The sequence below is a fragment of the Nocardioides jishulii genome, from assembly GCF_006007965.1.
Classification (GTDB): domain Bacteria; phylum Actinomycetota; class Actinomycetes; order Propionibacteriales; family Nocardioidaceae; genus Nocardioides; species Nocardioides jishulii.
The window spans coordinates 923130-944889 of the sequence record NZ_CP040748.1; the positions used below are offsets into that span (position 1 = coordinate 923130).

General features: G+C 70.1%; 17 protein-coding genes, 3 tRNA genes and 1 riboswitch. Of the genes, 11 read left to right on the plus strand and 9 right to left on the minus strand.

Annotation, left to right across the window (positions count from 1 at the left end; genetic code table 11):
- The first annotated feature begins 232 nt into the window (after positions 1-232).
- Positions 233-3649, plus strand: coding sequence for an Ig-like domain repeat protein (locus FCL41_RS04435; protein ID WP_137066190.1), 3417 nt, complete (start codon positions 233-235; stop codon positions 3647-3649).
- A gap of 206 nt (positions 3650-3855) precedes the next feature.
- Here FCL41_RS04435 and FCL41_RS04440 read toward each other — a convergent pair whose 3' ends face one another.
- The 3 genes from FCL41_RS04440 to FCL41_RS04450 all read right to left on the minus strand — a co-directional run bounded on the left by FCL41_RS04440 (position 3856) and on the right by FCL41_RS04450 (position 6225).
- Entirely contained in the window at positions 3856-4380 is a 525-nt protein-coding gene (locus FCL41_RS04440) for a hypothetical protein (RefSeq protein WP_137066191.1), read from the minus strand.
- A gap of 110 nt (positions 4381-4490) precedes the next feature.
- Positions 4491-4563: transfer RNA gene (locus FCL41_RS04445), tRNA-Lys, on the minus strand.
- A 90-nt stretch (positions 4564-4653) separates the two neighbouring features.
- A complete protein-coding gene (locus FCL41_RS04450) occupies positions 4654-6225 on the minus strand; it encodes a phytoene desaturase family protein (protein ID WP_137066850.1) in 1572 nt (523 codons plus the stop codon).
- A 129-nt stretch (positions 6226-6354) separates the two neighbouring features.
- Here FCL41_RS04450 and FCL41_RS04455 point away from each other — a divergent pair, with 129 nt between their 5' ends.
- Complete coding sequence (locus FCL41_RS04455) at positions 6355-8451, plus strand: sensor histidine kinase (RefSeq protein ID WP_137066192.1); 2097 nt, start codon at positions 6355-6357, stop codon at positions 8449-8451.
- A gap of 64 nt (positions 8452-8515) precedes the next feature.
- Here the strand turns inward: FCL41_RS04455 and FCL41_RS04460 are convergent.
- Together FCL41_RS04460 and orn are read right to left on the minus strand one after the other, a co-directional pair.
- Positions 8516-8591, minus strand: a tRNA-His gene (locus FCL41_RS04460).
- 42 nt (positions 8592-8633) lie between these two features.
- On the minus strand, positions 8634-9281 hold the full coding sequence (orn, locus tag FCL41_RS04465; RefSeq protein ID WP_137066193.1) for an oligoribonuclease: 648 nt from the start codon (positions 9279-9281) through the stop codon (positions 8634-8636).
- A gap of 89 nt (positions 9282-9370) precedes the next feature.
- Here orn and FCL41_RS04470 point away from each other — a divergent pair, with 89 nt between their 5' ends.
- From FCL41_RS04470 to FCL41_RS17610, 5 genes are all read left to right on the plus strand, one after another.
- Positions 9371-9922: a MauE/DoxX family redox-associated membrane protein gene (locus tag FCL41_RS04470; RefSeq protein WP_137066194.1), complete on the plus strand. Its 552-nt coding sequence runs from the start codon at positions 9371-9373 to the stop codon at positions 9920-9922.
- Positions 9876-10682, plus strand: a complete 807-nt coding sequence (locus tag FCL41_RS04475) for a DsbA family protein (RefSeq protein WP_137066195.1) — start codon at positions 9876-9878, stop codon at positions 10680-10682. Before FCL41_RS04470 ends, FCL41_RS04475 begins: the two co-directional genes overlap by 47 nt.
- A complete protein-coding gene (locus tag FCL41_RS04480) occupies positions 10682-10936 on the plus strand; it encodes a hypothetical protein (protein ID WP_137066196.1) in 255 nt (84 codons plus the stop codon). The genes FCL41_RS04475 and FCL41_RS04480 overlap by 1 nt, the downstream gene beginning before the upstream one ends.
- A 67-nt stretch (positions 10937-11003) precedes the next feature.
- Positions 11004-12068, plus strand: a complete 1065-nt coding sequence (locus FCL41_RS04485) for an adenosine deaminase (protein ID WP_137066197.1) — start codon at positions 11004-11006, stop codon at positions 12066-12068.
- 4 nt (positions 12069-12072) lie between these two features.
- Positions 12073-12669, plus strand: coding sequence for a sugar O-acetyltransferase (locus FCL41_RS17610; RefSeq protein WP_275403758.1), 597 nt, complete (start codon positions 12073-12075; stop codon positions 12667-12669).
- A gap of 47 nt (positions 12670-12716) precedes the next feature.
- On the opposite strand, the gene FCL41_RS04495 is transcribed toward FCL41_RS17610, so the two are convergent.
- The 3 genes from FCL41_RS04495 to FCL41_RS04505 form a co-directional block, all read right to left on the minus strand.
- The gene (locus FCL41_RS04495; RefSeq protein ID WP_239021775.1) at positions 12717-14009 is read right to left on the minus strand and encodes an HNH endonuclease signature motif containing protein; all 1293 of its coding nucleotides are present in this window, start codon (positions 14007-14009) and stop codon (positions 12717-12719) included.
- A gap of 257 nt (positions 14010-14266) precedes the next feature.
- Entirely contained in the window at positions 14267-14833 is a 567-nt protein-coding gene (locus FCL41_RS04500) for a DUF2231 domain-containing protein (protein WP_137066198.1), read from the minus strand.
- A gap of 80 nt (positions 14834-14913) precedes the next feature.
- On the minus strand, positions 14914-15243 hold the full coding sequence (locus FCL41_RS04505) for a YnfA family protein (protein ID WP_420846571.1): 330 nt from the start codon (positions 15241-15243) through the stop codon (positions 14914-14916).
- Between the two features lie 94 nt (positions 15244-15337).
- A riboswitch (SAM riboswitch) is annotated at positions 15338-15452 on the plus strand.
- 29 nt (positions 15453-15481) lie between these two features.
- Here FCL41_RS04505 and FCL41_RS04510 point away from each other — a divergent pair.
- From FCL41_RS04510 to FCL41_RS04525, 4 genes are all read left to right on the plus strand, one after another.
- Entirely contained in the window at positions 15482-16822 is a 1341-nt protein-coding gene (locus tag FCL41_RS04510; protein ID WP_137066200.1) for an aminotransferase class V-fold PLP-dependent enzyme, read from the plus strand.
- Between the two features lie 100 nt (positions 16823-16922).
- The gene (locus tag FCL41_RS04515) at positions 16923-18350 is read left to right on the plus strand and encodes a dicarboxylate/amino acid:cation symporter (RefSeq protein WP_137066201.1); all 1428 of its coding nucleotides are present in this window, start codon (positions 16923-16925) and stop codon (positions 18348-18350) included.
- A gap of 43 nt (positions 18351-18393) precedes the next feature.
- The gene (locus tag FCL41_RS04520) at positions 18394-19200 is read left to right on the plus strand and encodes a hypothetical protein (protein ID WP_137066202.1); all 807 of its coding nucleotides are present in this window, start codon (positions 18394-18396) and stop codon (positions 19198-19200) included.
- A gap of 48 nt (positions 19201-19248) precedes the next feature.
- Positions 19249-21417 carry an Ig-like domain-containing protein gene (locus tag FCL41_RS04525; RefSeq protein WP_137066203.1) on the plus strand — a complete coding sequence of 723 codons (2169 nt, stop codon included), beginning with the start codon at positions 19249-19251 and terminating at the stop codon, positions 21415-21417.
- A 66-nt stretch (positions 21418-21483) separates the two neighbouring features.
- Here FCL41_RS04525 and FCL41_RS04530 read toward each other — a convergent pair.
- Positions 21484-21557 (minus strand) — tRNA-Arg (locus FCL41_RS04530).
- Positions 21558-21760: the final 203 nt, after the last annotated feature.

Consider the following 21760-nt stretch of genomic DNA (forward strand, 5'->3'; position numbering starts at 1 on the left):
CATGGGTCTTCAGTGGTGTGACAGCCGTGGAGCGAGATCTACTCCGCGTTGTTACATGCTGTTCATGCAAGGCGGTCTAATGCACGATCGGTGAAATCTGAACGAAAAGATTCCTCCCTAGCGTCTGCCCTTCCACGTCGCGGTCCCCCCAGCCGCCCTCACCAGCGGCACCGCGCGCGTGGCGAAGGAGGACCTCGTGATCACTCGTGCCCGAGGCAGACTCGCACTCTCGTTGAGTACTGCCGCGCTCCTGGCCGTCCCCTTGGTGGCGGCCCTGCCCGCCGCCAACGCCGCCCCCAGCGGTGACGGCTGGTCCATCACCACCGCGCCCGGTGGCTACCAGGTCACCGTTGCCCTGGACGAGCCGCTGCCGATGCGCTCCGACGCCCCCACCCTGGTCGTGGACGGCACCACCCTGGGTCTCGCCACCGAGTCCGAGGACGGCTCACGCCTCAGCATCTTCACCACGGACGCCTCGGTGCTGGAGGCCGACGAGGTCGAGGCGGGCTGGGCCAGCGAGTCCTTCGACGCTGAGGCCCCGGACAGCACCGTGGTCGAGGTGCCCGACGCCGCCAGCATCAGGGCGCTCGGCGTGGACCCCGACGAGCACGGCTCCTTCGCGTGGACCGAGTCGATCTACAAGTTCGGTGACCAGGCCATCGACCTGGCCAACATCGGCGGCGTCCGCGGCGAGCTCGAGGGCAAGGTCTACCTGCCGACGACCGGCGGCGCTCGCCCCGTGGTCATGCTGCTGCACGGCCGCCACACCTCCTGCTACGGCACCGGCCCGACGCACAGCAACCGCTGGCCCTGCGCCACCGCGCCCGACAACGAGCTGCGGATGTCCATCCCCAGCTACGCCGGCTACGACAACCTGGCCCAGGCCCTGGCCAGCCACGGCTACGCCGTCGTCTCGGTCTCGGCCAACGCCATCAACTCCAACGACAACCAGCTCGCCGCCGACCGCGGTGCGGTCGCCCGAGGCCAGCTGATGCTCGACACCCTCGAGATGCTGCGCAAGGCCGACGCCGGCAAGGCTGTCTCCTACACCGACACGTGGACCGGCAACACGCTCGACCTGGACGCCGCGCTCGCCGAGGGGGCACGGTCGTACGAGCTGCGCCGCGAGGGCTTCATCACGGGCGCCCCCGACCTCGACCCGGTGCGCGCCGCCGACTTCGAGGGCCGCTTCGACTTCTCCACCATCGGCATGATGGGCCACTCGCGTGGTGGTGAGGGCGTCACCGCCGCCGCCACCCTCAACCAGGGCCTCGACACGCCGTGGGAGATCACCTCGATCCTGCCGCTCGCCCCGGTCGACTTCGGTCGCATGACCGTGCCGAACGTCCCGATGAACGTGGTGCTGCCCTACTGCGACGGTGACGTCTCCAACCAGCAGGGTCAGCACATGCTCGACGACTCCCGGTACGCCTTCGGCGACGACGTGCTCCGCTCCGCCACCTGGATGATGGGCACCAACCACAACTTCTACAACACCGCCTGGACGCCCGGCCTGTACCGCTACAGCGTCTCCGACGACTGGAGCAACTCCGCCGCGCGTCGCACCGACCCGACCTGTGGCACCGACCCGTCGGTCGCCGAGACGTCGATCCGGATCAGCGCCGCCGACCAGTACGCCCTCGGCAGCGACTACATGACCGCCTGGTTCCGCCTGACCATGGGCGGCGAGGACGTCTTCCTCCCGATGTTCGACGGCACCGGCGTGCTTCCGCAGAGCGCGAAGGGCGCCGACGTCCGCACCGTGGCCACGGCTCCCTCGTCGACGCGCAGCACCGTCGCCTCGTTCGAGAACGCCAGCACCCGGGTCACCCAGGCCGGCACGGCCAGCACCACCGTCTGCGCGAGCCTCGGCGGACGTACGGCCGGCACCGAGCTGCCCGCCTGCGCCACCACCCTGGCCAGCTCCCAGGTCCCGCACTGGACCCCCGCCACCAACGGCGGCAACGTGCCGGCCACCCCGGTGACCCGGATGACCTGGACCTCGCAGACCGGTGAGCTCCGTGTCGGCATCGCCAAGGGCCAGCGTGACGCCTCGCCGTTCGACCGCCTCTCCATCAAGATGGCGGCCGACGAGACCGTCGCCACCGCGACCGACCTGACCCTGAGCGTCGTCGACGGCCAGGGTGAGCGGTACGACGCCCTCGTGAGCGAGCTGAACCCGTTCGCGCTGACCCGCCTGCCGGCGTCCTCGTCCTCCGCGGGGATCAACACCCTCAAGAAGATCGTGCTGCAGCAGGTCAACGTGGAGCTCGCCGAGCTGGCCAGCGCTGGCCTGGACCTCTCCGACCTGCGTGAGGTCCGCCTCAAGGCTGTCACCGGCGGCCCGGGTGCCGCCTACCTCTCGGACCTGGCCTTCGAGTCCTCGTCGGTCGGCACCGCCGACTCCACGCGGATGCCGGTCATCGGCCTGTACGCCCCGAACGTGGAGGAGGGCAACGCCCCGGACTCGTACGAGCTCGCCGTCCACCTCGACGCTCCCGCGACGAGCACGGTCGTCGGCGACGTCTCGGTCCTGGGCTCCACGACCGGTCGCGCCGGCATCGCCACCCAGAGGGTCACGTTCGCCCCGGGTGAGACCTGCAAGGTCGTCAGCGTCGCGCTGCAGGGTGACCGCGAGGCCAGCAGCACGGCGACCACCCAGGTGACCCACAGCGTCATCAACACCCGCAACGCCGTGATGGGTGCCGAGTCCATCGGCTTCACCCAGGTCCGTGAGGACGACGGTGTCACCGGGTCCGCCCTCGAGGCCGCGCCGTTCGGCAAGGCCGGCGACCCGTGCGCCGAGCTCGGGTCCTTCCGTGCCGGTGGCGTCCTGGACGTCGCCGACGAGGTCGCCCCGGGTGACGACCTGACGGTGGGCCTGCCCGGCAACCGCGCCGGTGAGGCCGTCGTCGTCACCGTCGCCGGGCACGAGCCCACCACCGTCGTCGCCGACGCCGAGGGCGTGGCGTCGACCACGTTCCCGGTCCCTGCCGACGCCGAGCGCGGCGAGCTCGCGGTGAACGCCGTGGCCGCGGGCACCGGCCGCACCGCCGAGGCCGTCGTCAACGTCCGTGACGCCAGCACCACCACGTTGGTCGTCGACCCGGTCACCCCGAAGCTGGGGCAGAAGGTGACGCTCACCGCGACCGTCACCGGTGGTGAGACCCCCGGCACCGTCGAGTTCCTGGACGGCACGACGTCGCTGGGCACGGCTCCTGTCGCCTCCGGCACCGCGACCCTGACCGTCAAGGGCTTCAAGGCCGGCGCCCACGCGCTGGTCGCGAAGTTCGGCGGCAGCACGGTCACCTCGGCGTCGCAGTCCGCCCCGGTCGCGTTCCTGCTCGGCAAGGGCGTCACCGCCACCAAGGTCACCGGACCGAAGAAGGTCGGCAAGGGCAAGAAGTACGTGATCCGCGTGGCCGTCACCGGCGCCGCCGGCGAGGAGAAGCTCACCGGCAAGGTCAAGGTGGTCGTCAAGGGCGCCAAGAAGGCGACCCGCACGGTCACGGTCAAGGCCAACGGCACCGCGACGCTCACCTTGGTGGCGCCGAAGCGCAAGGGCCAGCTCCGCATCACCGCCACCTACCAGGGTGCGGGCAGCTACCAGGCCAGCACCTCCACCGTGAAGGTGGTGAGGGTCCGCTGATCCGGCACTGACACACCAGAAGGGCGGGAGGTCGATGACCTCCCGCCCTTCTGGTCGTGCGCCGTCGTCACGCCTCGGAGAGAGGCCGTGGACAAACGAAAGAACCGCAGGTCACGAGGTGACCTGCGGTTCTCATCTGAGCTCGACATGGGCATTCGCACGGACGGCGCTGGTGCCTACTGCAGGACTCTCGACAACTCGGCAGATCAGTCGAAGTAGCCGTTGTCGCCAGGGAACGCCGAGGTGAACGGCTCGAACTCGGCGCCGGTGATGCGCGCGTCGAGCATCGACTGGCGCACCTGCTCGCTGACGGCCACGGATCCGGTGCGTTGACCTCGCTTCATGCTGTGCACAGGCCCAGGCTTCTTGGTCTCCTCCAGCACGCCGAGGTAGCCCGCGATCGGCGAGCCGTCGTTGTACCGGACATCGATGGGGAACGTGGACAGTTCGGCTCCCTGGTCTGCCAGAAGCGAGCACAGCCGTTCGCTGTAGACCTTCAAGCCTTCGCCGTCCTGCCACACGACGTCGACAAGCGTCTTGCCGGGGTTCGCGGGATTCTGCTGGAACCACCACTCGACGGTGACGCCGGGCGGTCCCTTGCGCGCCAACGTGTTGGTCACGTCGCGCCCCAGCGGTGTCTTCCAGCGACCGTACTCGGGTTTGCCGGGCCCAGTGATCGTGAGCCACAGATGGCGGCGTGCCCCGGCTGGTGTCATCACGTGCCACGTCACGGCTCGTAACCTAGAGGATGCTGGTCATGACCAAGCGGCGATCCTTCACCGGGACGCAGAAGAGGCCCCCTCCCGGTGAAGGGAGAGGGCCTCTGAACTGCTGCTGTCTGTACGCCATCAGGGACTCGAACCCCGAACCCGCTGATTAAGAGTCAGCTGCTCTGCCAATTGAGCTAATGGCGCCCGTTGCCGGGACTCGCCCGGCAACGAGGAAAACAGTAGCACCGGGGTCTGGGGCCGCCAAATTCGGGGGAGTCGTGCCGCCGGCGGCTCTCAGCGGGCCTCGAGGACGGCCTGTGCGGCGTTGTGGCCACCCAGCCCTGAGACGGCCCCGCCGCGCCTCGCGCCCGACCCGCACATGAGGACGACGTCGTGGGGCGTGGCCACGCCCCAGCGCTGGGCCGGGGTGTCGAGTCGCGCGCGGTTGGGGGCCCACGGCCAGTCGAGGTCGCCGTGGAAGATGTGTCCGCCCGGCATGGCGAGCTCGGCCTCCACGTCGTGCGGGAACTTCGCCTCGAGGCAGAGCTTGTCCTCGCCGTCCCGGGCGATGCAGTCGACGATCGAGCCGACGAGGTGCTCGTCGATGCTGGCGATCGCGCGTTGCACGGCGGTCACGCGGTTGTCCTCGCCGTCCGGGCCCGTGAACAGCTCCTCGGGCATGTGCAGCCCGAAGTAGGTGAGCGTGTGCACGCCCATCGGTGCCAGGTCCTCGAGGATCGAGGGGTCGGTGAGCGAGTGGCAGTAGATCTCGCCCGGCGGATGCTGCGGGACCGTGCCCGCCCGCGCCTCCTCGTACGCGAGCTGCAGGTCGCCCCAGCCCTCGGACAGGTGCATCGTCCCGGAGAAGGCCACCCGGGGGTCGACGCCCGAGCGCAGCGTGGGAAGTCGCTCCAGCAGCAGGTTGAGCTTCAGCTGGGACCCCGCCGGCTTGGCGGGGAGGGTGGCCTCGTCGCCGAGCAGCCCTGCCATCGTCCACGGCGCGACCCCGGACAGGACGGTGCGCGCGGTGGCCCCCCGCTCTCCCGTGGCCGTACGCCACCGCACCTCCGCGCCGTGGGCGCCCGTCGCGACCGACGTCACCTCGGCGCCCGTGATCAGGGTGGCGCCGGCGAGCCTGGCCGACTTCGCCAGGGCGTCGGTGACCGCGCCCATGCCTCCGATCGGCACCCGCCACTCGCCGGTGCCGTTGCCCATGAGGTGGTAGAGGAAGCAGCGGTTCTGCGCCAACGAGGCGTCGTCCATCCCCACGAAGGTTCCGATCAGGGCGTCGGTGGCGACCACGCCGCGCACCGTGTCGTCGGCGAAGCGGTCGGTGATCGTACGACCCAGCGGCTGGGCGACGAGGTCGTTCCAGACGGTGGGGGAGACCTGCTCCGCGACGTCCCGCTCCCGGGAGAGCGGCTGGGTCAGGGTCGGAGCGACCACGGCGGTCAGCTCGGCCACGTCGGCGTAGAACTGCTGCCACGCGGCGTAGTCGTCGTCGCTGCCCGTCAGGGTCCGGAAGGAGGCCTTGGTGGCTGGTCCCTCGGTCCGCTCGACCAGGAGGCCACCGGGTGCACCCGTGTGCAGGTGGGGCGTGAACGACGACGTACGACGCGACGCCAGCGTGACGTCGAGCGAGAGGTCGCGCATGATCTCGTCGGGAAGCAGGCTGACGAGGTAGGAGTAGCGGGAGAGGCGTGCGGGCAGCCCCGCGAAGGGCCGGGTGGAGACCGCGGCGCCGCCGACGTGGTCGAGCCGCTCGAGCACGAGCACGGTGAGTCCGGCGCGGGCCAAGTATGAGGCGCTCACCAGGGCGTTGTGTCCGCCCCCCACGACAATTGCGTCGTAGTCATTTCGGGCCATGTGAGTCGTCACTCGGTCAAGGTAGGGCAACCGGGGCGCGTCGAGCGGTGAAACTCACACAATCGCCGGGGCCGACGTCTAGTCTCCGGGGAGTACTGGGAGTGGCACACAGGCAGGAGGGGCCTAGGGATGACCACGCACCCCCGCACCTCGTTCGCCCTGCTCACGTGCTTCACCGTCGTCGTGGCGTTCTACCTCGTCGGTGTGCAACCCGCCCCGCTCGTCGTCGCCGAGGCCTTCCCCGCCGGTCTGATCGCCGGTGCGTGGCTCTTCGTCCCGCGGCGGCGCCAGCTGCTCTACTTCGTATGTGCGTGGGTCGTCTCCACCGGGATCTACCTGGCCTGCGGCCGTGACCTCTTCGTGGCGCTGGGCTGGGCCCTGGCAGCGGTCGTGGGCTCTGCGATCGTCGCCCACGGCATCACCCAGGGGCCCGAGCGCCGTGCCGCCCTGCTGACCGACGTCGACCTGCGTCGCTTCATCGCCCAGACCTTCCTGGGCTCGTTGGTGGCCGCGGGCATCGCCGGGGCGGTCGCCAGCGTCTCCGGCCACACGCAGTGGTGGGTGGCCGCCCTTGGCGTGGGCCTCGCCCACTTCGCGACCTACCTGGTGCTGCTGCCGCACTTCCTCGGACGTCCGCGCTTCCCCGGGGTGGCCAGCCGGCTGGAGCGCGTGATCCAGTGGGTCGTCACGGTCTCACTCACCGTCGTCGCCTTCCTGCCGCTCGACCTGGGGCCGTCGATCGCCTTCGGCGTCATCCCGTGCCTGGGGTGGTCGGCGCTGCGCGCCCCGATGCGCGAGACCTTGGTGCAGCTCCTCGTGGTGGCCACCGCCAGCCACGCGATGACCATGCAGGGTCTAGGCCCGTTCGCGGTCGACCCCGGCAGCAGCGTCCTGCGGGCCGAGATGCTCACGATCCTGTTCGCGCTGTGGGTCATCGCCTGCGGCCTCACCACCATCCCGTTCTCCCTGGCCGTCGGTGTGCAGCGACGCGAGGCGTGGCAGTCACGCCAGGAGCAGGCGCGGGTGCGGCAGCTCGTGCAGAGCGCCACCAGCGTGGCCATCATCGGCACGGACGCCCACGGACACATCGACCTCTTCAACCCGGGCGCCGAGCTGATCTTCGGCTACACCTCGCACGAGGTGCTGGGCCTGACGCCGAGCATCTTCCTCACTCGCGCCGAGATCGAGCGGGTCGCCCAGGTGCTCGGCACCCGGTCGACGTTCGTCGACGTCGCGTACGCCCTGGCGAGCAGTGAGAACGAGAGCCTCGACCTGGACTTCCTCCGCAAGGACGGCAGCGTCGTGACGTTGCAGTTCTCGATCTCGCGCATCTTCAACGACGACGGCAAGGTGATCGGCTACGTCACCACGGGCGAGGACGTCACGAGCCGGGTCAAGCGCCAGCTCGCCCTCGAGGAGGCGCTGGCCCACGAACGGCTGGCGGTCGAGAACCTCAAGGAGGTCGACCAGGTCAAGGACGCCCTCGTGTCGGGCGTGAGCCACGAGCTGCGCACCCCGATCACCTCGATCCTGGGCTACCTGGAGATGCTCGAGGACGGCGGTTTCGGTCCGCTCGCCGAGGGCCAGGCCAAGGCGCTCGGCCGGGTCAAGGGCAACAGCAACCGGCTGCTCTCGCTGATCGACGACCTGCTGATGCTCTCGCGCATCCAGGACGGCTACCTGGCCGTCGAGAGCACCCGGATCGACCTGCGGGACGTGGTGGCCTCGGCGCGTGACGAGATGGCTCCGGTCCTCACCGCCTCCGGCCTCACCTTCGACGTGGAGCTGCCCGAGCAACCGGTCGCCGTGGTCGGGGACGCCGAGAGACTCGGGCGTGTGCTCGTCAACCTGTTGAGCAACGCGATGAAGTTCACCGACCGCTTCGGCGCCGTGACCGTACGCCTGGCCGTCGAGGGGGCAGACGCCGTCGTCTCGGTCAGCGACACCGGCATCGGCATCCCCGAGGGCGAGCAGGACCACCTCTTCGAGCGCTTCTTCCGGGCGACGTCGGCGCGCGAACGCGCCATCCAGGGCAGCGGGCTCGGCCTCGCCATCGCGCGTGCCCTCGTCCAGTCGCACGGTGGCGGCATCGAGGTCCAGTCCCAGGTCGACGTCGGCTCGACCTTCGTGATCCGCCTGCCGCTCGAGGAGGCCCTCTCCGTGATCGAGCAGGCCCCGGGGCCGCCGCAGGAGCAGGAGACCGCGGGCGCCCCGGCGGGTCGCTGAGACGCGCTGAGAGTCACGGAACGCGAAGGAACCCCCGGTCATCGACCGGGGGTTCCTTGCTGACTGGGGTGAGTGACGGGGCTCGAACCCGCGACAACCGCGACCACAACGCGGTGCTCTACCAGCTGAGCTACACCCACCATGGCGACTTGCTGGGCAAGTCGTGAGGAAGCATAGAGGACTCAGGCGTCCGTTGTGGAATCGGGGGTGGCGCCGCCGTCACCCAGGCCAGTGATGGAGCCGGCGTACTTCGCGGCGATCTCCTTGGCGGCGGCCGAGTCGGGGCCGGGAGGCGCCACGAAGACGGCCTCGCGGTAGTAGCGCAGCTCCTCGATGCTCTCCTGGATGTCGGCGAGCGCACGGTGGTTGCCGCGCTTCTCCGGCGCCTGGAAGTAGGCGCGCGGGTACCACCGTCGCGACAGCTCCTTGATCGAGGAGACGTCGATGTTGCGGTAGTGCAGGAACCCCTCGAGCCCCTTCATGTCGCGGGCGAGGAAGGCGCGGTCGGTGCCGATGGTGTTGCCGGCCAGAGGAGGGCGGCTGCCGTCGGGGCAGTGCTCGCGGATGTAGTCCAGGACGAGGGTCTCGGCCTCCTCCATCGTGACGCCGCCGTCGAGCTCCTCGAGGAGGCCGGACTTCTCGTGCATGTCACGGACGAAGTCGATCATCGTCTCCAGCGCCTCGGCTGGCGGTTTGATGATGACGTCGACCCCCTCACCGAGCACGTTGAGCTCGAAGTCGGTCACCAGGGCGGCCACCTCGATCAGGGCATCCTTCTCGAGGTCGAGGCCGGTCATCTCGCAGTCGATCCACACCAGTCGGTCGTTCACGCTTGACGACACTACTAGTGGTCACCGACATCCGAGGGGTCATGGGCCCAACGACCGCCGCGTTCCGGGTCGCTGGCTAATCTGTGGACGTGCAGCCTCCACGCCCCCCGCAGGGAGCAGCTCCCTGGATCGGAACCGCCGCCCGTCTGGTGACCGGTGGGGTCTGGCTGGTCGCCGGAGCGATCAAGCTGCCCGACCCCTACGAGAGCATCAGTGCTGTCCGGGCGTACGAAGTGCTGCCCGAGTCGCTCGTACCTGCGGTCGGCTACCTCCTGCCCGTCGTGGAGGTGGCGATCGGCCTGCTCCTGCTGCTGGGCCTGCTGACCCGGGTGAGCGGCCTCGCGTCCGCGATCCTCTTCGCGGTCTTCGTGGCCGGCATCGCGTCGGTGTGGATCCGGGGGATCGATATCGACTGCGGGTGCTTCGGTGGAGGTGGCGCGAAGGAGGGGGCCTCGGCGGAGTATCCGATCGAGATCGCCCGTGACGCCGCCCTGCTGCTCCTCTCTGCCTGGTTGGTGTGGCGCCCGCGTACACGGTGGGCGCTGGACAACATGCTCTTCCGCTCGTCCGAGCGGGAACTGGAAAGGAACGACGATGGCGAAGAATCCGCCGAAGAAGAACACGCCCGGCAGTCGGGCTGACGAGCGGGCCACCACCGCCGCCAAGCGGGAGGCACGTCGCGAGAAGGCCGCACGTCAGGCTGCTGCCCTCAAGAAGGCGCAGCAGGCTCGCCAGCGCAAGGAGCGCCTGCTGGTCGGCGGCATCGTCGGCGCCGTGCTGCTCGTCATCGTCGGCGTCGTCGCGTGGCAGATCTCCCGCAACTCCGGGCCGGTGGCCATCCCCGACAACGCCACGGACAAGTACGGCGTCGCGGTGGGCAAGGCCGACGCCGAGACCCAGGTCGACATCTACGCCGACTTCCTCTGCCCCGCCTGCAAGACCTTCGAGGGCGCGACGGACGAGCCGCTGAGCCAGCTGGCCGAGGCCGGGACGGCGCGGGTCGTCTACAACCCCGTCAGCATCCTCAACGAGTACTCCGACCGGGCCGCCAACGCCTTCGCCGTCGTCCTCGACACCGCCGGTGCCGACGTCGCGCTGGAGTTCCAGCGGGCGCTCTTCGCTGAGCAGCCCGGCGAGGGTGGCGCGATGCCCGATGACGACTGGCTGATCGACCTCGCCGTCGAGTCCGGTGCCAAGGAGTCCGAGATCCGCGACGACATCGAGGACATGAAGTACGAGAAGTGGGTGAAGGAGGCGACGCAGGAGGCTGAGCGTCGCGGACTCCGAGGGACCCCGACGATCTTCATCAACGACACCCAGCTCGAGCCGCAGGAAGCGCTGACGCAGATCCAGCAGCTGGCCCAGGCCTCGGGCGGGTCGGGAGAGGAGGACACGAACTGATGCACGTCGTCACTGTCCAGCGCTGGGTCATGAGCGTGCTGGTGCTCACCACTGCCCTGCACTTCGTGGGCGGTCTGCTGATCCTCGCGGTCACGCTCGACCGCCCGGACGCCTTCTGGGTGCTCACCATCATCTCGATGATCGTCACCGCGTTGTCGATCGTGGGCGCCCGCCTGCTCCACCAGACCTCCGCGCTCACCTGGTGGCTGCTGGTGGCCTTGCTCCCGTTGGCCATCTCGCTCTACTTCCGCTGAGTCGGCTCCAGCCGGTCAGCCCGTCTCGCAGTGGCGAGCGTGGCTGACCGGCTGGCACACTCGCTCGATGACCTTCGCCGAGCCGTCCGGACGACTCCACGACTTCATCGCAGGCCTGCCGAAGGTCGAGCTGCACGTGCACCACGTCGGGTCCGCGTCACCGCGGATCGTGCAGCAGCTGGCGGAGCGCCACCCGGGCACGGTCCCGAGCGACCCCGACCAGCTTCGGGCGTTCTACGAGTTCCGCGACTTCGCCCACTTCATCGAGGTCTACCTCGCCGTGGTGGACCTGCTGAAGGAGCCGGAGGACATCCGGATGCTCACCTACGAGGTCGCCCGTGACCTCGCCCGCCAGAACGTCCGCTACGCCGAGCTGACCTGCACGCCCTACACGTCGGTGCTCCCGCACGAGGCGGGGCGAGGCATGTCGATCGAGGACTACACCGACGCGATCGAGGAGGGGCGGGTCGCGGCCGAGGCCGAGTTCGGTGTCGTGCTGCGATGGATCTACGACATCCCGGGGGAGTCGGGCATACCCGCTGCCGACGAGACGCTGCGCTTCGCGCTGGACTACCCACCGGTTGCCCTGGTGGGCTTCGGCCTGGGTGGTCCTGAGATCGGCGTACCGCGCCCCCAGTTCCAACGGCACTTCGAGGCAGCCAGGGCAGCTGGGCTGCACTCGGTCCCGCACGCCGGGGAGACCACGGGGCCGGAGACCGTGTGGGACGCCATCAGGTTGCTCGGCGCCGAACGGATCGGTCACGGGACCACGGCCGCCCAGGACCCGGTGCTCCTGGAGTACCTCGCCGCCCACCGCATCCCGTTGGAGGTCTGCCCGACGTCCAACGTCGCCACCGGGGCGGTCGAGTCGCTGGCCGCCCACCCGCTCCGCGCGTTCCGCGACGCCGGGGTGCTGCTGTCGATCAACTCCGACGACCCGCCGATGTTCGACACCGACCTCAACCGCGAGTACGCGGTGGCGGCCGAGATGCTGCACCTCGACGAGCGTGGTGTCGCCGACCTGGCGATCGCGGGGGTGGATGCCTCGTTCGCCCCGGACGAGCTGAAGGCGAACCTGCGCGCGGAGATCGACGGCTGGACGACGGCTTGGCTCGCCGGAGAGGCAGACTGACCCCATGGCTCGCCACACCGACTCGACGTCCGAGACCGCTGCACCGCTGATCCCGACGATGCGCGACCGCATGGTCGCCGGACAGCCGTACGTCGTCGACGGCACCGTCCGCGTGGCGCTGGCCCGCGGCCAGGAACGAGCCGACCTCTTCAACGAGACGACGGGCGAGGATCCGGAGACGCGTCGCGCGCTCCTGCGTGACCTGCTGGGCAGCCTCGGTGAGGGCGTCGAGGTGCGTGGTCCGGTCCACGTCGACGTCGGTCGTAACCTCCACCTGGGGGCACGCACGTTCGTCAATGCCAACCTCGTCGCGCTGGACCGTGCCCCGATCCGCGTGGGTGAAGGCGTGCAGATCGGACCCAACGTGCAGCTCCTGACTCCGGTGCACCCGCTCGACCCCGCGAAGCGTCGCGACGGTTGGGAGGGGGCAGAGCCCGTGACCATCGGCGACAACGTCGTGCTCGGCGGCGGCGTCACCGTCTGCCCGGGCGTCACGATCGGTGACGACACCGTGGTGGGGGCGGGATCGGTGGTCGCCAGCGACCTGCCCGCCGGCGTACTGGCCGTGGGCAACCCGGCGAAGGTGATCCGCCAGCTCTGACCTACTACTGCGTGGTCGGGACTCGACATCACTTGGGGCATCGCGGTCTACCTCCGTCGGTGGAACCGTAGGTCGCCGTTGGCCATCCGACTGGTGTCGTAGCCGGGGTCGTGGGCTCGGTGGTGATGGTGGGAGCAAAGAAGCGCGGCGTTGTCGAGATCGGTGGCGCCGCCCTGCGACCAGGGGACGAGGTGGTGGGCTTCGGACCAGGTGCCGGGGATGTCGCAGCCTTCGGCGCGGCAGGTCTGGTCGCGCAGGGCGAGTGCGCGGCGTTGGGCCTTGCTGAAGAGTCGTGAGGCCCGCCCGAGGTCGAGCACTTCGGAGTCGGTGCCCAGGACGGCGGGGATGATCTTGGCGTTGCAGGCGAGGCGTCGGGCTTGGGCGGCGGTGAGGGTGTCGAACCCGTCGCCGGGGACTCCGTTGTCCAGGGTCGCGGTGCCGATGCCGTCGCGCAGGGCGTCCAGGGTGATCGTGACGGTCACGTTGGTGGCGTCGCCGCCGTGGATGGGCAGGCGCTTCGGGTCGAGGGCCTCGAGGAGCTGGGCGAAGGCTTCGGCCATGCGGCGTGGGTGGGACACCTGCACGCCGAAGCCGGTCTGCTCGTCGGCGTCGCGGTCGTTGCCGGTGTCGTCCTGAGCGGCGTTGCTTCGGACCGCGCCATCGGCCAGCCGTGGGTTGGTGAAGGCGTGGAGGTAGGTCGCCAACCTCGCGGCGGTGGCGTCGGGCACGATCGCGCTGATCCGACTTGTCCCGTCGCCCAGCGCACGGATGCGGAGTCGCTGACGCTCCTGGGCATGCTTCTCGGCCTCAGCCAGCCGGCGGGCTTCTTCGTCCTCGAACCGGTCGGGGTCGACGACTTCGAGGATCCGGCGGCCAAGCCTCGCGAGGTCCGTGGGGTCGTGATCAGCGGCGAGCTCCACCAGCCTCACCTCGGCTGCCTCGATCACGTCGGCTCCCACGCGGGACGGCAGCTCATCCACCGCCGCTGCGATGACGCGCGCCTGGGCGATCGACACCTGCCCCTCACGGACCGCCCGCGCCAGGGTGAGCCGCTGCCGGTCCAACGCCGTCGCCAAGCGCAGATCTGCGGCGGCGTCGCCGCGGCGTACGTGCCCGTGGTGGGCCAGCCAGGTCGCGATCGAGCGGAACCCTTCGCCCTCGGCGACGTCACCGGCCGCAGCCATGACCCGCAGCCGCAGCTCGGCCACGCGCGACTCCGCGTCCGCCAGGGCGAGGAGTGCATCCGCCTTCTCGTCGGTCCGCATGAAGGTCGGGTTCACGTCGGCCACCGACTTCAGCGACGAGCTGATCGACGCAGCCACAACGTTCACCGGATGCACGACCCCACCTCCCCACGACCACGACTCGGCACGCCACGTCTGTGGCGTCTGCTGGTCGTTGCTCCTGGAGGCCCGGACCTGCCGGACGATCACGTCACCCTCGCAACTGGACCCACCGTCTCCGGATGCCACCGCGAGGCGGTGACCCGGTGCCCTGAGCGAGAACCTGCGACGACTCTATCGAACGCACGTTCGAATCGACAATGCCCCATCCTGAGGATGTTCGGTGTGCTGCGGGGTGGTGATGGAACCACCCCTCAATCCGTCTCCGCCTCCGCGAACGCGGGGTGACGGCTCCCGACCTCACGCGCGATCGCCAGGTGGCCGCCCAGGTAGGCGCTGGCGCCCAGAACGGTTGCTCCGCCCAGGGCGAGCGCGGCTCCGGCCCGGTGGTGACCGCGTCGCCGGGCGACCCAGGAGCCGGCGTAGGCGCCGAACGTGACCACGATGCTCCCGGCATGCACCAGGCCTACGCGCTTCTCGCGTTCCCCGGACGTCGACCACTCGGCCCAGCCGGCCCAAGCTGTGGGGGCGATGGTCAGCAGTCCTACGCCGACAAGTCGCTGCGCCGCGGGGGATGACTCACGCCCGCCGAAGAGGTCGAGCACGGTCGCCGATGTCCAGGAGCCGATGACGGCGTCGGTGAGCAATGGGTGGAGGGCGTGCCCCAGCCACTCGCCGCGCAGGAACGAGCCGCGTGCGCCCGTGGCGAACAGGAAGCGCACCTTGGGCTCCATCGCGTGGACCGCGCCGTCGAGGCTCGTGGCCTCCTCGAGCTGCCGGGTCCAGCGCACGAGGGCTGGAGCCTTGTCGACCGCACTCATGGTGCCTCCCGTGTCCGGCGCGAACGGTGGACCGGCCGCGATCCCACCACCGTGCCCGGCGGGGCGGCGCGGGTCAAGGGTCAGGCCGTGCGTGGGGCGTACATGATGACGGCGACGCCGACCAGGCAGATCAGGGCGCCCGCGACGTCGAACCGGTCCGGCTTGAAGCCGTCGACCGCCATGCCCCAGAGCAGCGACCCGGCCACGAAGACGCCGCCGTACGCCGCCAGGATGCGCCCGAAGTTTGCGTCGGGCTGGAGTGTGGCGACGAAGCCGTAGATGCCGAGCGCGATGATGCCGGCACCGATCCACAGCCAGCCGCGGTGCTCGCGCACGCCCTGCCAGACCAGCCAGGCGCCGCCGATCTCGGCGACCGCGGCGAGGGCGAAGAGCGTCGTTGATCGCAGCATGTCCACGCGGCCATTGTGCGCGAGCTCGGCCGCCGAGGTGGGACGTGCCCGGGTTAACTTGACAAAGTGTAGTGACTAGGTGTTGATTACTCCCTGTCACGAGAACTGATGCGAAGCCCCGGCTGGTCAGTCGGCAACCCTCCACTGCGGCGGGGTGCCCCGGGTGATGACACGGTCCCTCCGCAACCGCGGACGGGCAAGCGCAGACCCTGCGGGGTCCCCGGACCTGGGAGAGAGCATGTCCCTTCACGCCACACTGGACGAGCGCCCGCTGCCTGCGGTCGCGTCGCTCCCGCCGCTCGCCGAGCTTGTCGGCTCCGACCTCGTGAGCCCGTTGGTCACCGGTGGTGCGGTGCGCTACGTCAACCTCGACCTGGCGGCCAGCGCCCCCGCGCTCCGCGCCGTGGTCGACCGGGTGACGGAGTTCCTTCCCTACTGCTCCAGCGTGCACCGGGGCTCGGGCTATGCGTCCATGGTCAGCACGTCGGCCTACGAGACGTCGCGGCGCGTGATCGCTGCCTTCGTGGGCGCCCGGCCCGACGACGTGGTCCAGGTCGTACGCAACACGACGGACGCGTTCAACCTGCTGGCCGCCGTCGTGCCCGGTGAGGTCGTCCACCTCGACCTTGAGCACCATGCCAACCTGCTGCCCTGGCAGGCGAGGGGGGCGCGCGGCGTCGAGGCGCGCGAGACGCTCGAGGAGACGTTGTCCGCCCTCGAGCTCGAGCTGCTCGCGGCCCCCGCGGCGCTGCTGGCGGTCACCGGCGCCTCGAACGTCACGGGTGAGCTCCTGCCGGTGCAACGCCTCGCCGCCCTCGCGCACCGTCACGGGGCGCGGATCGCCGTCGACGCGGCGCAGTGGGCCCCCCATCGTCGGATCGACGTGGCCGGCCTGGGCGTCGACTACCTGGCCCTCTCTGGCCACAAGCTGTACGCCCCCTACGGGGCCGGAGTCCTGGTGGGTCGACGGGACTGGTTGGACGCGGCCGCGCCCCACCTGCTCGGCGGGGGCGCGGTGCGTGAGGTGTCGCTGGGGGGTGTCACCTGGGCTGCTGCGCCTGCGCGCCACGAGGCCGGCACGCCCAACGTCGTCGGCGCGGTGGCCCTCGCCGCCGCCTGCGAGGTGATCGGGAGCCTGCCCGACGGCGCGCTCGAGCGCCACGAGGGTCTCCTGCGCGAGCGGCTCGTCGCCGGGCTCGACGCTGTCGCCGGGGTGCGGCGCCTGGAGCTGTGGCCCGGTGAGGCGGAGGCCATCGGCGTCGTCACGTTCGGCGTCGACGGTCACTCCGCCGAGGCCGTGGCGCACTACCTCTCCGCCGAGTGGGGGATCGGGGTCCGCGACGGACGCTTCTGCGCGCACCCGTTGCTGCAACGTCTCAACGGTGGTCGCACCGCCGTCCGGGCCAGCCTCGGCCTGGGCTCGTCGAGCGAGGACGTGGACCGGCTCGTGGAGGCCCTGCGCCACCTCGTCGACCACGGGCCGACTGCGGCGTACGGCAGTGACCACCTTCCTGACCCGGACCCGCGACCGTTGCCGGCGTGGGCGCGCTGGTCGGGGCCACCTCGCGCCTGCAGCTGACGCCCGGCACTGCGGCTGACGCCTCGGCGCTCCGGACCGGTCGTCCGGTGCGCCCTCAAAGAACAGTTCTTCAATCGAATTAATAGACAGGAACAGTCCAGTGGAGTGGCAGAATCTCGCGACGCTCGCCGTGGTGGCAGTCGTCTTCCTCGGAATCCGCCTGCTGCGCCGGCGCGGGGTCAACTTCAGTCTCCTCACGCTGCTCGCCCTGGTGGCGGGCATCCCGATCGGCCTCGTCGCCGGGCAGCACGCCGACTGGGTCGAGCCGATCGGACGCATCTACGTCAACGTGCTGCTCGCCTCGGTCGCGCCGCTCGTCGTGGTCGCGATCGTCTCCAGCATCACGGCGCTGGGTGACGTCGCCAAGCTCCGCACCATCGGCCTGCGGTCGGTGGCCTGGTTGCTGCTCAGCAACGCCATCGGCGTCGCCCTGGCGCTGGGCCTCGGCCTGGCTGTCGGCACCGGCCTCGGCGTCGACGAGGAGCTCGGGGGAGAGGAGCTCTCGGTCCTGGAGAACTCCGTGCAGGACTTCGGCGAGGTCGTGGTCAACTTCTTCCCCGTCAACATCGTGGGCGACCTGGCGGGCAACAAGATCATCCCGATCATCCTGGTCTCGGTGGTGCTCTCGGTCGCCTACCTCTCGCTGGCCGAGCGCGACTCCCGCTCGGTCCGCCCCTTCCGGGACGGCGTCGAAGCCCTCAAGCTCGTCATCTTCAAGGCCGTGGGCATGGTCATCGGCCTCACGCCCTACGCGATCGTGGCGCTCACCGTGACCGTGGTGTCCACCACCGCCGACCTCCAGGACAAGTTCTGGTCGCTCATCGGACTGCTCGCCCTGACCTGGGGCACCTGCTTCGCCCACATGTGGCTGGTCAACGGTGTCCTCCTGCGCGTCTTCGCGGACGTCTCACCGCTTGCCTTCTTCCGCAAGGTCCTGCCGGCACAGCTGACCGCCTTCTCGACGCAGAGCAGCGTCGGCACGCTGCCGGTGACGACCGACGTCCTCACCCGTCGGGTCGGCGTCCACCCGGAGGTCGCCCACTTCACTGCACCGCTGGGCACCACGATCGGGATGCCCGGATGCGCCGGGATCTGGCCCCTGCTGATCGCCGTGTGGGGGATCAACGCCTACGGGATCCCCTACACGACCCAGGACTACCTGGTGCTGGCGCTCCTGGGGGTCGTGGTCTCGGTCGGGACCGCCGGAGTTCCGGGTGCGGCCACGGTCGCGGCCGTGACCGTCTTCGCTGCCGCCGGCCTGCCGCTGGAGTTCGTGGCCGTGACCCTGCCGATCAGCACGATCGCCGACATGGCGCGTACCGCCACCAACGTCACCGCAGCCGCGGTGAGCGCCACGGTCGTGGCCCGTCAGACCGGCCTCCTCGACGACGAGATCTTCGAGGGTCGGGCGGAGTTCGACCCGGCGGCCCACGCCAGCGCCACCGTCGAGGACGGCGCCGGTGACACCGCGTACGACGTCGCCGTCAGCACGCCGGAAGCGGGGCGCCACCGCGTCCCGGCGACCTGAGTCTCCCCGCATCGCCGCATCCACTCCTCACGGAAGGCCAACCATGAAGAAGATCCTCACCACCTCACTGACGTCGCTGGGCGTACTGGCGGGCAGCGTGCTCCTCGCCCCCATCGCGCACGCGATCACCAACCCCGCCTCGAACCCCCACCCGATCGTCGTCAAGGGCGACGACGGACGGACGTACGAGGACGGGCGTGACACCCTCCCCGGCTACGACGACGAGGAGTGCTCCTACATCCCCGGGGCCTGGTTCGACTTCGACAACAACCGCGTCAACTACGCCGACGGACAGTCGATCCCGTGGACCGAGTGGGAGCGCATCCCCGGCTACAAGCAGTGGCAGGCGAAGCAGAAGGAGAAGAAGGAGGAGACCCCGGCGCCGAGCGGCGGCTCCTCCTCGGGCTCGACCGGCAAGACCGGTGGCTCCTCCTCGGGCAAGAGCGGCGGGTCCTCCCAGGGCAAGTCCGGCTCCTCGGGGTCCAGCCCGTCCGGCACCTCGGGCACCGGCTCCGCAGGTCAGCCCAGCGGTGGGACCGGCAGCTCCGACGCCGCCACCGGCACCGCCACCGACGACCCCACGGTCGGCACCACGACGGACGAGTCGGGCGAGCCCGGCGAGAAGCGTGCCAAGCGTAAGGGCGCCTCCGAGGCCGAAGCCGCCGACGAGTCCGTGGAGACGGTCGACGGGACGTTCGTCGCTGCCACCGCCGACGACGACACCCAGGCAGCGGCGCAGTCCGGCAACGGCTCCGGGCTCGTCATCCTCGCCAGCCTGCTCGTGGGCGGCCTGGCCCTGGTGGGCGGCTACGGCGTCTTCGGCCGCCGCCGTCGCCAGAAGACCTCCTGACGTTCCGCACCTTGCATCCGCCCATCACACGAAGGAACAGCACCTGAGATGAACGCACACTCAACCCGCCGTCGCCTCGCCGCGGCAGCCGCCGGGCTCGCCGTCGCCGTGAGTCCGTTGGCGGTGACCGGGCTCCAGGCCAGCGCCGCGCCGGCCCGCAACGCCCAGACCGCCGTGGACGAGACCTACCTCCAGGACACCCTGGGCCTCCCGACCACCACGATCGTGGAGACGGTGACCTACGACCGACTCCAGTGGCTGCTCCAGCAGCCGGGACAGTTCGCGTACGTCATCGGCTCGGTGACCGACGCCGGCTTCAAGGAGAAGGTCGTCCAGGCCGACGCGGCGGCACGGGCCGCCGGCGCCAGCCGGATCTACTGGTACGACCCCAACCTGTCGGGCCAGAGCGGCGTGAAGAACCTCAACACCCGCCAGCCCGAGGGGATCAACCTCGCCGAGGCCCCGCGTACGGTCTTCGGCAACACGTGGCGCAACCTCCTGGGCCAGCACCTCGGCAACGGGATCAAGTCGGTGCCGGCGGCCAGCGGCTCGTCGGTGACGATCACGCTCGACGACGCCGTGGTCAACGACGCCCACGACCCGGCCTTCGACCACCGCACCGGGGCCACCGCGGCCATCGGCGCCGACGACGCCGTCTTCTTCGTCTACGACAAGGACCACGAGGTCGGCGGTGCCGCCGACAAGATCGTGGACTGGGTGGCCTTGTCCGGGAGCGAGGACGTGGCCGCCGGCGTCACCGCGGCCGTGGGCGCGGTCGGTGGCGGCGCTGCCATCGACCAGCTCAGCCAGTTCCAGTGGTGGAAGTCGACCACGAACGCCAAGCACGACCTGGCCAACCCGGACGACGCCCGCTACGGGGGCGACATCCTGACGGACGCCGACGGTGCGGACGGCTGGCGCGTGGAGCAGGTCACCTACCCCGAGCTGCTGCACCTGCTGAACCTCAAGGACGCCGCGGCGTCGAAGAGCTTCGTGCTCCTCTTCGGTGGCACGTGGTGCCCCAACACCCGCGCCGTCATCAAGGACGTCAACGCCCAGGCGCAGGCCAACGGCGTGCGCAAGGTCTACAACTTCGACCTGGTCCTCGACGGGGCCACGGTCAACGGTGCCAACGCCGGTGCCAACCCGCTCCACGTGCGTGACAACGCCAACCGCGAGGGCGTCAACAACTTCCGTCCCTCGTACCTCTACGGCGACGTGGTGCGGAGCCACTTCCGCAACGTGGTCACCGAGTACGACCCCAACTCCGGCAACCGGGTCGCCTACTACCCGAACGGCGACCTGACCGCCTTCCCCGACGTGGTCCGCAAGATCCAGGTGCCGTTCCTGATCAACTACGAGCGGGGGACCGGGGCCACCCCGTCCACCAATGCGGTCAAGCGTCAGTGGATCCAGCAGGACACCGACGCCTCGACCGGCCTGCCGACCTTCAAGGAGTACATGTCGCAGTGGTGGTTCACCCACCCCTCCGCACAGCTGGGCCTCAACTTCGCGATCCCCGCCGACGAGTCGACGCTGACGCCTGCCCAGGCGCAGCAACTGGCCCAGGCCCGCGCCCAGGTTGACTTCGGCCGTGACGCGTTGTCGAAGCTCGAGAAGTACTTCGGTGGCCTGCCGGGCGCCGTCGTGGCTCGACGCACCGTCACCGCCCCGGCCGTGGCGTACGGCAAGCGCGCGACGGTCACCGTCGCGCTCGAGAACGACCACGGACGCATCCCGTCCGGTCCGGTCACGCTCACCGTGGGCGGCAAGACGTACACCCGCGTGATCGAGTCCAACGCTGCCTCGTTCACGCTCGACACGCTCGTGCCCGGGGCGTACGACTGGACCCTCACCTACGCCGGTGACGACCAGGTCGTCGGCTTCACCGAGAAGGGCAAGCTCAGCGTCACCAAGGGCAAGGTCACCTCGACCAAGGCCAAGGTCGTCAAGGCGCCGACCAGCAAGAAGGCGGGCAGCTACAAGGTCACCGTCGCCACCCCGGCCGGCCTCGCCAAGGCCGCGGGCAAGGTGACCGTGACGCTCACCAAGGGCAAGACGAAGCGCGCCTTGACCGGCACGCTCAAGTCGGGTGCGGTCACCGTCACGATCCCCAAGCTCGCGAAGGGGACGTGGAAGGTCGCGCTCGCGTACGCCGGTGACGCGCGGTACGCCGCCGCCAGCGCTGCGGGCGCCAAGGTCGTGGTCAAGAAGTAGTGCCACTGCCGTGGTGAGGAGGAGGCCCCAGTCGCTCGGCGACTGGGGCCTTCTGCCTCGTACGGGTGCCCCCGGCAGGATTCGAACCTGCGACCGGCGGATTAGAAGGCCGCTGCTCTATCCAGCTGAGCTACGGAGGCGGCGGGTCGGAAGAACAGTCGGAACAAACATCGGGACAACTCCCGTGCAGTTCAGCCCGTCCGGCCTAAGAACCCGAGCGGAGTCTAACTGCTGACGCTGGCCCGGACCCGTCTGGTTGAGCGCCGAACTGGCGGACCGAGAATCAGGTCGCGGTCCTGGGATTGCGGCGCCCGCACGCTGGCGCGAATACCCCTGAGCGATT

What these genes read in the sequence shown, in the direction of transcription:
- FCL41_RS04450 (WP_137066850.1), bottom strand. Translation starts at nt 6,225, where the DNA reads ATGGCCCGAAATGACTACGACGCAATTGTCGTGGGGGGCGGACACAAC.
- FCL41_RS04455 (WP_137066192.1), top strand. Translation starts at nt 6,355, where the DNA reads ATGACCACGCACCCCCGCACCTCGTTCGCCCTGCTCACGTGCTTCACC.
- FCL41_RS04475 (WP_137066195.1), top strand. Translation starts at nt 9,876, where the DNA reads ATGGCGAAGAATCCGCCGAAGAAGAACACGCCCGGCAGTCGGGCTGAC.
- FCL41_RS04480 (WP_137066196.1), top strand. Translation starts at nt 10,682, where the DNA reads ATGCACGTCGTCACTGTCCAGCGCTGGGTCATGAGCGTGCTGGTGCTC.
- FCL41_RS04485 (WP_137066197.1), top strand. Translation starts at nt 11,004, where the DNA reads ATGACCTTCGCCGAGCCGTCCGGACGACTCCACGACTTCATCGCAGGC.
- FCL41_RS17610 (WP_275403758.1), top strand. Translation starts at nt 12,073, where the DNA reads ATGGCTCGCCACACCGACTCGACGTCCGAGACCGCTGCACCGCTGATC.
- FCL41_RS04500 (WP_137066198.1), bottom strand. Translation starts at nt 14,833, where the DNA reads ATGAGTGCGGTCGACAAGGCTCCAGCCCTCGTGCGCTGGACCCGGCAG.
- FCL41_RS04505 (WP_420846571.1), bottom strand. Translation starts at nt 15,243, where the DNA reads ATGCTGCGATCAACGACGCTCTTCGCCCTCGCCGCGGTCGCCGAGATC.
- FCL41_RS04510 (WP_137066200.1), top strand. Translation starts at nt 15,482, where the DNA reads ATGTCCCTTCACGCCACACTGGACGAGCGCCCGCTGCCTGCGGTCGCG.
- FCL41_RS04520 (WP_137066202.1), top strand. Translation starts at nt 18,394, where the DNA reads ATGAAGAAGATCCTCACCACCTCACTGACGTCGCTGGGCGTACTGGCG.
- FCL41_RS04525 (WP_137066203.1), top strand. Translation starts at nt 19,249, where the DNA reads ATGAACGCACACTCAACCCGCCGTCGCCTCGCCGCGGCAGCCGCCGGG.